General features: G+C 33.8%; 9 protein-coding genes. 2 read left to right on the top strand and 7 right to left on the bottom strand.

Annotation, left to right across the window (positions count from 1 at the left end; all coding sequences use genetic code 11):
* Nucleotides 1–60: 60 nt before the first annotated feature.
* Nucleotides 61–249 carry a hypothetical protein gene (locus tag KO524_RS05075; protein ID WP_219291181.1) on the top strand — a complete coding sequence of 63 codons (189 nt, stop codon included), beginning with the start codon at nucleotides 61–63 and terminating at the stop codon, nucleotides 247–249.
* Between the two features lie 334 nt (nucleotides 250–583).
* On the opposite strand, the gene KO524_RS05070 is transcribed toward KO524_RS05075, so the two are convergent.
* On the bottom strand, nucleotides 584–1,561 hold the full coding sequence (locus KO524_RS05070) for an RHS repeat-associated core domain-containing protein (RefSeq protein ID WP_255555147.1): 978 nt from the start codon (nucleotides 1,559–1,561) through the stop codon (nucleotides 584–586).
* Between the two features lie 167 nt (nucleotides 1,562–1,728).
* Here KO524_RS05070 and KO524_RS05065 point away from each other — a divergent pair, with 167 nt between their 5' ends.
* Entirely contained in the window at nucleotides 1,729–2,004 is a 276-nt protein-coding gene (locus KO524_RS05065) for a helix-turn-helix domain-containing protein (RefSeq protein ID WP_219291178.1), read from the top strand.
* Between the two features lie 409 nt (nucleotides 2,005–2,413).
* On the opposite strand, the gene KO524_RS05060 is transcribed toward KO524_RS05065, so the two are convergent.
* The 6 genes from KO524_RS05060 to KO524_RS05035 all read right to left on the bottom strand — a co-directional run bounded on the left by KO524_RS05060 (nucleotide 2,414) and on the right by KO524_RS05035 (nucleotide 13,039).
* Nucleotides 2,414–2,776, bottom strand: a complete 363-nt coding sequence (locus tag KO524_RS05060) for a hypothetical protein (RefSeq protein WP_219291175.1) — start codon at nucleotides 2,774–2,776, stop codon at nucleotides 2,414–2,416.
* A 16-nt stretch (nucleotides 2,777–2,792) separates the two neighbouring features.
* The gene (locus KO524_RS05055; RefSeq protein ID WP_219291172.1) at nucleotides 2,793–3,167 is read right to left on the bottom strand and encodes a hypothetical protein; all 375 of its coding nucleotides are present in this window, start codon (nucleotides 3,165–3,167) and stop codon (nucleotides 2,793–2,795) included.
* Between the two features lie 174 nt (nucleotides 3,168–3,341).
* A complete protein-coding gene (locus KO524_RS05050) occupies nucleotides 3,342–3,602 on the bottom strand; it encodes a hypothetical protein (protein ID WP_219291169.1) in 261 nt (86 codons plus the stop codon).
* Nucleotides 3,603–3,610: 8 nt separating this feature from the next.
* The gene (locus KO524_RS05045) at nucleotides 3,611–10,375 is read right to left on the bottom strand and encodes an RHS repeat-associated core domain-containing protein (RefSeq protein WP_219291166.1); all 6,765 of its coding nucleotides are present in this window, start codon (nucleotides 10,373–10,375) and stop codon (nucleotides 3,611–3,613) included.
* Nucleotides 10,376–10,383: 8 nt separating this feature from the next.
* Entirely contained in the window at nucleotides 10,384–11,613 is a 1,230-nt protein-coding gene (locus KO524_RS05040; RefSeq protein WP_219291163.1) for a T9SS type A sorting domain-containing protein, read from the bottom strand.
* Entirely contained in the window at nucleotides 11,606–13,039 is a 1,434-nt protein-coding gene (locus KO524_RS05035) for a hypothetical protein (RefSeq protein ID WP_219291160.1), read from the bottom strand. Before KO524_RS05035 ends, KO524_RS05040 begins: the two co-directional genes overlap by 8 nt.
* Nucleotides 13,040–13,358 lie beyond the last annotated feature (319 nt).

Genomic DNA, 13,358 nt, shown 5'->3' with positions numbered 1-13,358 from the left:
ATCACTATTAAAAAAACAAGTATAAACGCATGTAAATCAAATGTTTAATATGTCAACTTAATGACGTGCTCGCGCGATAGCGAAGATTTTATCCTTCGTGCACTAGCGGGGGTAAACAGCAAATTCGATAAGAAAACCGTAACCCGTTTACTCGATATAGAAAAACTAGACCCCACAGATAAAGAACACGTTTTCGCTATGCTAGATGCGTTTCTTGCCAAAAATAAATTACAAGCTATTCTTAAATAACAAAATCCCAACCGTAAGTTGGGATTTTTGTATTATTCGTACCACACCAAGGGATTGACTTCGTCGAATTTTATTTCGTGCGGTAGCGGGGGGAAAGGATTCGTGCGGTAGCGGGGGGATTTTGCTTTTTCAATCCTTTTAAAAAAAACTCTTTATTTTTATAATTAAAAAAATAATTCCAACAATAAACAAAAGAAAGTTACTCAAATAATAATTTGTTTCTATAGGAAAACGAGCTCCATCTTTAAATTTTGGTATTTTAGTTTTTAAAATCCCTCTTAAACCTATTATTATCATAATTAGATAAATGATTATATATCCCATACTATTTTCTCTACTTTATCAACATCTTTTCTGTTTCCGCCCCTATAGTTTTCTCTAGAGTTAGATTAATACCATTAATTAATGTAGTACTTCCTTTATCTAATCCTTTTCCAATTGCTCTTTCTGTAGCCTGTACACCATAACTACCACTACGCGCAAAAAATAAAGATATTCCAAATTTAGCCATTGCTTTTTTCTCCTGTCCTTGTGTAGCTAAGAACACTGATTCAATTCCTGTTCCTATTAACCCCATAGCACCTCCAATAGCCATCATAGCTCCACCTACTGGAGCTCCATAGCCTGTGATAGCAAATGATAAACCTGTATAAGTAAGGGCATCTCCTCCTTCTTGCAATCCGGAACCGAATGATTTCAATGGATTATTCTCACTTATATAATATCCATCACCAGTTCTCATTGGACTAAAACCTACATCAGTGGTAGCCCCAGTAAGATTATCAGACACTAAACCATTCTCATTTAAATTATAAGATTCAAAACCACTAGTACCATTATAAGATAAAGACTCGGATACCGTTTTTACATTTCTATATCCTTTATCAATAGCTTGTTGTTTAGTATCTATTTCGGCATCATAGGTAAGCAATTTGTCACCTTTATTTGTAGCATGTTCTATCCACCCATCACTTTCCTTTGCACTCATCCCCGTCGGATCAATCAAATTGATTGGATTGTTGTGAACATAATGATACGGCGTCCATCCGGGGAACTGCTCCGCTAACGGGTCTACGTTAAACCATCGTCCCATTGCTGCATCGTAATTCCGTGCACCATAGTCATACAGATTGATTCCTAATTCATCCTGAAACTCTTTTGCGTTATACTTGTACTTCTCTGCCGCCTTATTCGCTTGAGCAACCGCTGGATTATCACCCTGATGTTGCAAGCCAAACGGATAATAATTGTTTTCGCTTAAAACTTCATCGGGGCTAATCAGTGCATCGCCGTTGGTATCGGAATAACTCAATCGAACGTTTCCGAGATGGTCTTTATACTGGTAAACGTATTTATTGGTTTGCGCATTATAATATCCCTCTGCCCTTGGAAAAAATTGTAATGGGCTCTTTTTACGGCTCTCACTTTAAACCATATAAAAATAAACTTTTTTTTCAATTGAAAAAAGAATACTACAAAATGTCTTTGCTACTAAAATTGGAATACGCCACCAACTTATCCAAATACGAACATGGGGAAGCAGTGCCGTCTATTGAGTCCGCTAAAAAAATTGCTGATGCTTTTGGTGTAAGCTTGGATTATCTTGTAGGAGAAGGCGTAAACAGCAAATTCGATAAGAAAACCGTAACCCGTTTACTCGATATAGAAAAACTAGACCCTACAGATAAAGAACACGTTTTCGCTATGCTTGATGCGTTCCTCGCCAAAAATAAATTACAAGCTATTCTTAAATAACAAAATCCCAACTTACAGTTGGGATTTTGTTATTTATATACCACAGGAAGGGATTGACTTCGTCGAATTTTATTTCGTGCGGTAGCGGCGTTTAACATCATTGCTATTTTTCATTACGAGATTTACAGCATCATCAATAGTACGTGTCGAAAATTGGGTTTTTAGCTTAGTTCCCCCCTTAGCTGCAATTACATTTTACAGTCTTACCTAGCTACCATAAGTTATAAACTTATTCTCATTTTTATGGTTATATCTTGAATTATTTTCTATGATTTGATCCAGTCTTTTTGGTCTCTCTTTATAAAACTCAAAAGAAACTAATGTTTTCTTTATAGAAGTTATTACTCCCTTTATATTGGCAATGAATGCAATAATAGTAAATAATAGTATGTTAACAAAGAACCTCATTCTATTTTAGCTTTCTCAAAAGAGGTGTAATTCGGAAAAAATTGTCTTGTACTATTTCGTTACTCAATGACCAATATTCTACCAAGTCAACAAAAATTAATCTTTCAGATTTTATTATAGATTTTATTTCATTCCATCTCTTATCAACTTCCAAATTATTATTATTTAAGAAATCATCATACGAAGAAAGTATTAGAGACATTAATGCTACTTTCTGATTATCACACAAACTACGGTCCTTATAGAACTTAATAAACTCATCAATTCTGCTAGAATCTGCCATTTCAATATCCCAGTCTTGTTCTATACCAGTATAAGGCAACAGTAACTCTTTACTAAGCGGTTCTATTATTTCTTTTTTCAATATCATAAAACAAAAATTAAGGGATTAAGGGATAAGCTGTTTTAACTCCGCTACCGCTAGGAACAAGTCGTATATGGGTAGCTGCTTTAAATGTTCCGTCTGGCATAATAATCCTCGCTGGAAAACCTTTAGGAATAGGAATATTCACAGCTCCATTTAGTGTTTTACTCACATTGTCTAAAATAAATTGGGCTGCTTTTTGATTGTTCAAAAATTGACCTTGAACCATACCAGATCCTTTTGCTCTATTTAATAAAAAGTTTGTCATATTATCTCCGTGAGTAGTAAAGGTATGTCCAAAAGTCTTTTTAGTTAATTGTATTACCCCCTTAGCGGCAATAGGTGTTTTAAAGATCACTAGGCCTACTTTACCTAATTGGTAAAAACCCATTAAAACAGCTCTTCCACCTAATAAGGTTCATACAACAACTCGAAGAAGAAGATAGACAAACCATTTTTCGACTCATTGATAAAATGCTAACCAATAAAAAGTTTAGAGATTTCTTCGCTAAAAATGCAGCTACTTTATAAAGCAAAACGCCAAGCTAAATACCTGGCGTTTTGCTTATTGATTTGAAAAATTTAAAAAGTCATCTTCATTTTTTAATGCTCTTGGTAAAAAATCATTAGCAGTTGAAAGAATAAAACTCCATTCATCTACATCTAACTGAACATCGGTCTGTGAAGCATAAAATTTAAAACACAATTCTTTGTCTTCTGAAATTGCTATTTCCAAAAAAGGGCTTGCACTTTCTTTCAAAAAGACTTCTAAATAAGGGAAGTCCGAATTAATATCACCCACTTCTTCTATTCTTATATTTTTCATACGCTTTATCATTTTATCCCTCTAAATCCTATGAAAGTCCCGTCTAACCCCCAACTTGCTGCATTACCATTTGGCAAAGTATAGGTAGTCCAACCATTAGGGTATCTACCTCCTGCACCTGTTGTTGTTGCTCCGTTTCGCAAAATATCTTTTAGAGTTGATGAACCTAAATTGTTTAATGAACCTGGTGTTCTGTAAACTTTCATCAAGGCCTCCGTTGATTCAAAGCCAAAGTATTGAGGATGTTTTGTTACAGCACGACCTGCATTTGTCAAATTCCCACCTTTAAACGGTGAAATTGCATTTTTAAATGCGCCTACTGCATCAAATCCCCCCTTAGCAGCAATCCTACCACCAGCATTTCTAACTGTACCATTCCCTCCACTAACAGCATACATCCTTTCATCATAATGGGCGTCACCTATAGATTTATATATATAGGCATTAAACCCCTCTGTCTCATATATATCTAATGCGGCCTCAGCTCTACTAATTTCTCCTGCGGATACAAATTGAGAAAATTTAATAACACCATTTTTTATTTTATCCCAAATTTCTCCACATGAATCACAATCATTAGCATTACTTTCAACTACTTCTGCTTTGGATGAAACCATTTGATGCATTGCGTGATTTAAACCAGCGGTAATTATACCTTGTTTCATACCACTCCAGAAATCACCTCCTGCAATAGTTGATGAAATACCACCAGCAACCCCACCCGCTGCTATCATCATCGCTTTAAAAGAAGTTGTTGAGCTAAACTTGGAACCATTACTCAGTGTCGTATTTCCTGTAGAAGAGAATGCACTCCCAACCAAAGAACTTACAGCACCACTGGCAAAACCTGAAATAAACGTCCCTCCTTCAATTTCACTCATAATCCCACCAGACACTCCGTGCAAAGCAGACTGTACAATAATAGCATTGCTACCTGCTGAAACAGCTACCGATCCGATACCAAAACTAATAGCTCCGCTAACACCTCCCATCACTGCCGATTTGCCGATTCCATACCAAAATGGAACCTCATTCACCAAATTCGATAATGAATTTACCACTACCGCTACGGCAACACCAATTACAACAGCAGCAACAAAACTCTCTCCACTTGGATCGGTATAAAGTAACGGATTATTTAAAACATATCCATACCTATTGTAATTTTGTGTGTTGGTATGGTCTTGTACATAATTGTCAGGAGATAAAAACCTTCTTAACAAAGGATCGTAAATTCGTCCGTTCATATGTATTAAACCAACCGTATACAAGTGTTCGTGTCCGGTATACCCACGATCTAATAGAAGCTGTGGCACCCACCCTAATTGATTGGGCTGCTTTACAATACCAGCAATCTTAGCCTCTTTTAAATTTCCCCAAGCATCGAAATAACGTTGCTCAACTACTGTTCCTTTAGCGTCTGCTGTGGTAATGGCAAGTATGCTTTGTTGATTGTCGCGATGTAAATAATAGTTATTTGTTGTACGTACATTTCCCTTATACTCCTCTATCTTTATATAATTGGCATTATAAGGACTACCCGTAACATAAGTAACTAACTGAGTGTTGTTTCCATTAAAAATAATTTCAACTGACTGATCTGCCGTATAGTATTTGCGAATAGGACGTAATTTTTTATCGGTATCCAGACTACCAAAGTAACTGGCATACCTTCCCTTTAAAATCGAATACTCGTATGAAATACGGTCTTTATCACGTAGATATATTTCATTTGGTGATTTAAATGAATTATAATTTATGGTTGCAAAACCACGATTATTTAAGAGGCCATTACCTGCTTCATTTAAATTAATAGATTCTAATTGATAATCGGTTGGATTATAATTATATTTCCCGACCTCGGTATTGGAGGTTGTCCTTCCTCTGAAATCATAGGTATACTCATTGATTAATTGTCCATTTACACTTTCTTTCAATAATCGATTTAAATCGTCATAAGCATATGTTTCCGATTTCCCAAAAGTAAGGTTGTTTCTACTTAACAACACTCCTTTGTGAGTATCATAAACATAATTGATATCAACAACAGATTGATTGGCCTTTACGTGTTTTATTTGCTGCAATGTATTGTTAGTAGTACTATAAACATGCCTCATTGTATAACCATTACCGTAAGTAATTTGTGTTGGAGCTCCAAATGCTGTTATGGAATCTAATTTCCAAATAATTTTGGAAGTTTGTATATCACGCTGCTCTGTTAAAATACCTATATTATTATAAATATTCTTAATCGAGGTACTGGTGTTTTTAGAACTATCTCCAACTAGTTGTGTTGAGGTATCAATACGGTCTACGCGCCCTAAAATATCATAGCTCATTTTAACACTATGTTCAAAAATAGGCGTCGTCTCTTTCGTTTCTACAATGCGGTAATACTTATCATAAATAGTTTCGTAAGTAAACAATTGGTCATTATACGTACCCGAAATGGATACTGGTAACTTACTAATATTGTCATAAGTATAATTCGAAACACTATTCGTTTGTTCTGAGGTACTTGTTGTACTTTCGGTTCTCAATCTACCCAACTCATCATAAACATAGGTAGTTACACCTCCTTTAGGATTAATCATTTTGATTTTGCGTCCAAAATTGTCGTACTCATAAGTATAAGTTCCTGCAGAAGGATCAACAAGCTTAGTTTTATTTCCCCAACCATCTATGGAAATTTCGGTCGAAACACCTTCATAATTGATTGTTTTAAGACTACCATTCCCGTGATACTTATAGTAAATATCGCCACCTTGATCTTGAGTTCTAACTACAAAACCACTATTATCTACCCATTTACTTGTCTTTTTACTTCCATCAATTACAATTACCTTTTTTTGTTCGAAACAAGTTTCTGTAGTTTTACCATTGTAATCTGTAAATTTAAAAGGCCTATCTAAACGATCATATTCTGTATAATTATATTTTATGACATCGCCTAGAAAATACGGTTCACTGTTTTTTACAACTTTCCCATAAACATCGTAGATAGTGTTAACATACGCCCACTTATTATCCAAAGTTTTCGATTTGGTTTGTATAACCCGATCAAAAGCATCAAAAGTGGATATTGTTTCACTACCAACTGCATTCGAAATTAATACGTCGTAGCGCCCCCCCTCAGTACTACTTTTACTTTTCTTTATCCTTGACTTATTTCCTAGATAATCTATGGAAGTATGCGCATTTCCCCAAGAATCGTACAAGGTCGAAGAAGTAAGACCAAGTCCATCTTTTGTTGACAATACCTTCCCAAAAGCATCTATATTTGCTGTATGTATTAACCCGTCTGGTGTTTCTGTTTTTATTACATATCTATTGGTAGTATCATAACTAAATTTTGTAGTATAACGGTGCGGAATACCCGCTGTACTTTCAGTTTCTTTTTCTATACCTCCAAAGGGATAATAAGTATAATCTGTAACAATCGGCGAGGTATTATTACCATATTTTTGATGTTGTAACACAGCGCCTAGAGGTGTGTAGGTATAATTTTCTTTAGTCGAAAAACTCTCCCCCCCTTTAACTGAAGTTGTTTTAACCTCGCGAATTTTACCATAGAAATATCGCGCACCTGTTGTAAATTCAGGAGTATACGAGTACATCTCAGTCACTGTTCCCGCGCCATTGTATTGTGTGACCGCACTTGTTAATAAAAAATTATTTACGGAATCATAATTATAGGTTTTTCGAAAATCAGAACCATATAAAAAATCCTGACTATCCTCTTGCGTATTCAATATTATATATCGATTATTTGACAACTGTTCCTTTTTATGAACAAATGATACTTTTGAGAAGAGCGCAGTCTCATTTAAGCTTCCATAAGTGCTATACAAAAGAGCATTATCATTGAGCGGGCCGTATTTATTCACTTTCCAAAAAACACCTTTGGTAACGTCCTTAATTGTGTATTTACCTTCTTTATTCAGTATACTTTCATAATCATCACTTACACTTACTTTTTCAAATCCGATAAACCCTTTTCCTTCTAAGTGCTGTATTCCATTGTGATAACGATACTCTTTACTTATGATTTTTGCATTGAATTGCGTATGTATTTTATGAACTAGATAATGCGTTGCCTGACTCTTATAGACATAATAAGGATAAGGGAGATTTACCTTAGAATACGTATAAATACTTTCGTCTTTGTTATTATTTTTATCTGTCATCGGACGATATTCCACCATTTGTGTCACTCCTGACCCATTGTCTATTTTCTTTAATTGCCCTTCAACAAACTCATCATTATTTATCGTATAGGACCGCTCGTCACGGGTCAATAAATCATGTATGATTAAACCACTTTTATGTACATTTAATTGATTAAAATCCGTTTTACTTACTATTAAAGAAAAGGGAGACATTTTCACATTAGCCAATGAAATGTGCTGTGGTATAGTTTTAAGATTAAAATTGCTTTGATTAGTTGGTTTCACCAAATGAAATTCTATTTTATCAATTAAAGGAGATGTAGAAATCAGAGTGTTTTTTAATGTCGATTGCAGTAAATTATCTTTATAATCAATTGTTGAAAATTTTCTAAAAGAAACCAAATCCGATATTCCATCATTATCTATATCCATAGCAATAACACTAGAATTTCCATATTCAGAGTTTAAATAACTATCTGGCTTACCAGACCATATTTTAGACCAAACGGATGACTTTTTAACATTGTTGCGTTGAGATGGCGCTAAATAAGCCAATTTCTGTGCTGTAAAATCTTTACTTACTGCAATATAATCCTTTCCTGTAGACGAATACAACCACCATTTGAGCTGATCAGTCTCCATCTTGTTTAATATATTCTCCGTTTTAGAGTCTTTTATACTGTAGATTTTTTCAGGAGTTATAAAATCCGTTAGTCCATCACCATTAAAGTCTCCAAAAATCAGCGGTGTTTGTGTAGTATAATTATTTAATTTTTTAACTCCAAGTTCAATTTTATTTAATTTAGCCTTTAAGGGCTCAAATTTTAAGAGATTTACATTACCTGTTTCTCCAATCAATAGAAACTCAGGAATTCCATCTCCATCAAATTCTATAGGATAAACCACATCACCTTTAATGATATGGGCATTTTCTGCAACTGCAATAGGAGTGAGTACGGAATTGTAATTTGAGTCCCGTTTAGTTCTTCCTAATTCAATAAAATAGTATTGTGCTGGTGTATATAATCCTGCCGGTTGAAAGATAAGTAAATCAATTAAGCCATCGTTATTAAAATCCCCAGTTAAAAACCTTCTGTTTTTCTTGTCAATTATAGTGGCTTTTGTGTGCGAAACACTTGGGTCCTCTTCATCCCAAGAGTGGTAACGTAACTGCGATGGAAAAGATTGGCTTGGGGGTAATTTTGTATTTTCAATATAAGCCTGTGGTAATAAAAACTTCAAAGAACCTTTAAATCGATTAGAATCTTTTTCATTTACATCAAAAAAGTCAAATTTTATCTCATCAGTTCCATTTTCTAAATAATCGATTTTTTGTGAAATTAGCATATCTCCCTCTGAGATGATTTTGGTAACCAAATCATTGACTTTTTTATCTATTAAAGCTTTACCCGCATAGAGTTTACGGCTCTTTTTATAATTCGTGATTTCACCTACTCGTGGGTTCCACAGTCGAATATGCGTTTTACCGTTATTGGGATTACTGGGGTTTTCAGGAACATTCAATTCATAAATTGGAAACATTTCACCAGTTCCATAAAAATCACCAAAAGCTACATCACTAAGCCCTTTAATGTCTTTAGGAAGGTTAATATAACTATTTATTCTATTTTCGACAGTCCCGTGCGCCGTTTTATTAGTATACGTGAATTTCAAAGGATTTAATTGTTGACCTTTGTCATTTGTAATATCTAAGCGAACCAATCTTTCAACACCCCCTTCTTGGATATAATCATACATAAGATTGTAAATTCTGTAAGGCTTATTTTTATCTTCTGGAGAAGCGATTACAATATTATTTAATACTTTCGTGTCTCTAATGATTCTACCCAAGGAGTATATAGAAATAGGCTTAATACGGCTGCTATAATTGAAATAAACAAAATATTTGTCCGTGCTTTTGGAATTACCGCCGTAAGAAATGTTTTTTAAATAAACCTTTTCGTCAGTAATTTCATATTCATAACGAACTTGATTTCCGAAAGCATCGCTAATTTCACTAATCATATACAAATCTTTGATGACTTGTTTATACTTAGCGATTTTACCATTTGTATAGGTTACTACAAAACTGTATTCACCAGATAGAAATCGCTTAATTTTAATCTTTGAGAAAATTTGAGTTTCGTAATTTAAATCATCTCGATGTAAAAGTCTTTGCCCATCTAAATAAAAAGGATCGTTGCCATCTAACTGCGCTCCTCGAGTAACACCATCAATCTCCTTACTAGTAGACCCTGTTGTAATAGAAGAACTCCCAACAATGTTCCACCCCCAACCAGCAACACCACTTTTGTCATGGCTACTATAATTTAGTGCAATATTAGGAGCAAAATCATTAACCCCTTTTAAAAGATCAATAGGAATAGTATATTTTAAACCTCCTATCTCCGTCGCACCAATTTCTCCTTTAATCGAAGAAAGGGTATCATTCATCGAAGGCATCACTGAGGTGCCCGATGATGATTTTTCTGTAAAATATGCTGAGGTATCGTATGTTAATGAAACTTCTTGTGTTTGAGCTGATAGGAATTCAGGAGAAAGAATAATCGCTATTAGCATTAATGCCTTTGTAAAAACGTTCATAATAAATTTTACAGTTTAATAATATTTTCATTAAACGACTCTAAACTAACATTTAATGTGAATTTCATAAGGTAGATCCCGGATGGGTAAGATGTAATATCAAATGTTGTAGTACTTTGCGACTCTTCAATATAATTGGTTCTAATATTAGCACCCGATGTACTGTATATTTCAACCTTAGCAATTTTACCAAATATAGATTCATCAAACTTGACATGGACTATCCCACTAGTAGGGTTGGGATAAATAGCGACCAGTGATTTAACTTCGGCTAATGACAGTATTTTTTGATTCGTCAATAGAGATTCCCGCAATTCAATTTGATTCAATAGCGTTGAATTAATTGCATTATCCTCGTCACAGCTTTTGGTTGCAATATAGTTACCCGAAACATCATAGGAAAAACAAACTTTCTCTCCATCGAAATCCCCTTTTGGAAATTGCTGTACTAAATCTATAATTATATCACAGGTACTTCTCAATATTTCTAGAACATGCTTACTCCAATCAATCTTTGCTGAGTTATCGCCTAACGCCTCTTGAACCGCTGGAATTTCAAGCATCAGTTGCGTTTTTGGAACATATGCCGACGTTAATGGAGTAGCTGCACTTGAAATATAATTACCGCCTTCCTGCAAATGCAAAGACGGCTTATAAAAATCTCTTCCATCCAGCTTTTTATATTCTTTATTTGTAAATTCATTACTAATAGGGCCTCTTTGACCAGCTGAAGGAATATGTTTCCAACTAACTTGGTCAACCAATTGTAATTTATCTAATTTAATTCCTAAAAAATATTTAGCATACAACCTTACTATTTCTTCCTTATTTCTTAACATTAAATACTCTTGATAAATGATTTTTTTTTCTTTTCCGACAACAGTTGGAAAAAATATAGGAAAATAGTTTCCTATATCTGGTTTTCGAACAAGATCGCGAAACGCAATCAATAAGAAATCTTCCGACTTTATAACAGCATCTTCGGGAAAATATATATTACTGCTCTTATCCGCTATTAACCAGCCTTTTAAAGGAATATCTTCTGTACTATAATTATAAAGTTCAATATATTCCCCTAAGTGATGCGCCTTCTCTTGATAAGTCTTTTTACCGGATACAAAACCATACTGTTCATCAAATGGGGTATCGTAAAATATTTCAGTAATTGCAATTTGAGCATAACTGTTTTTGCTAGACAAAACAAATACAAGTAAAAATATTAATCGAAGATTATACATAACTTCCTGAGTTGATTAATTTTTCTTTTAAATTTTGCAGCCCTCTGTTTTCCTTCACGCTCCTCACTTGCCTATATCTACTCAACTCTTCTAGCTGTAACAATAAAGAATCCTCCTCCACGGGTACTGTATTATTTTTAAGGATAATTCCAATAGCAATGATTGCCTGCTGATTTTGATTATTGTCTTGATAGTATTTCACACATAAACGACTATACTTATCTAACATATGGGCAGAAGATACCCCAAGTAAAGAATTTCCAAAATCCAATAAGTCTTGCTTTGCTGTCGAACCATTTTTCATGCATACAAACTTGAGCCACCTAATATCCGCTTCAAATTTTTGATCCGGAAAAACAGCTTTATCTCTAACAATGTTAAGCTGCTGTTCAATCTCACTTAATCTATTTTGATTTTCTATTTCTTGTCGCTTCATTAAAACATCTACAAAACTAAGTTTTGACCAGAATGTTTTTTTAAGGCCATCGTTATCTCTCTCAATCACCTCTAAGTCCTGAAAACTATTGTTTTTCTTTAGAATTTTCCGCGTTAATGCCAAAGCATCGACATCGCTCTTATTATTATTATAAAGATTAATTACTTCACTTACTGCTAAAGTGTAATTTTTTTCATCTCTTAGTTTTTTTATATATTCCTTCTGAATCTTAGAAATCACTAAGGCTCTATTTGCATCATATGGCTTTGATTGTAAATAAGTTATATTATTTTTATAATCAACACTTGAACTAAATGGTTTTAGTTCCAATTGCAACACCTTTGCTTCTCTTTTAGCTCTTTTTAATTGGTCATTATCACGTGCGTCAGTTATAAAAGCATTAAGATTTTGAAGCCTATCTATTTTCTCTAGCTGTTTTACATATTGAGTATTACCAACATCTTCAAATCGTGCCTCTTTTAATAATTTTTCAGATTCCCGCAACAGTAAATGCTTTTGGTTTAACGGTATTGGTAATTGTGACACTTCTTTTTGATTTCCCTGATGCAAGCGTAGGTACTGCATAGCAATTCTTTCTTTAAAAACCGGATTGTCAGGATTCTGAAGTAAGCCTTGCTGATATAGCAAATTAATTTGTTTTGGAGATACTCCTTCTTGAATTAAAAGCTTCCTTTTTCCATTATATGCCCTGATTTCAGAAGGGTCTTGAGACAACACCTCGTCGTACAGTTTTGTAATAGAATCGACATTTACGGTATTAAAGGACAATAATGAACGCCTTGTTCTCGTACTACCACTTCTATTATAAAGTCTTTTTTTTCTTAATTCAGCTGCCTTTTTTAATTTTTGTATAGAGGTTACATTTAAAGACTCCGATAAAAAAGATTCGCTAACTAGATTTTGAGCTTTTAACGCTTTAATACTTATGAGAAGTAATGAGGTAGAAATAAGAAATTTTTTCCTATCCATAAAATAAGAGGTTGTTAGTGAGAAAAAGAGGAAGATAGGATTCAAACCTATATGGACTTTATTACTTAACGTATCTTGAATTAATTATTCGACTTCCTCTTTTGTTTGACAAATTTAAGATGTTAATTTAACTAAACAAAATATAATATTAAAAAAATTGTAAATTTTAATAAAAATGAAAAACTATAACCTTAAAATCGTTATTAATCAACTACATAGGCATTAATTAAAAATAACAAAATACAAAATTTAGCATAACTACAGTTTCATAAACACATATTTAACTATGAAAACCATACTAATTAAGACAAAAAACAAA

Origin of the sequence: Flavobacterium sp. NKUCC04_CG (genome assembly GCF_019345525.1) — a bacterium.
In the GTDB taxonomy this organism is placed as follows: Bacteria; Bacteroidota; Bacteroidia; order Flavobacteriales; family Flavobacteriaceae; genus Flavobacterium.
The sequence above is the reverse complement of the archived record's forward strand: the minus strand, read 5'-3'. Positions and strand labels throughout refer to the sequence as shown.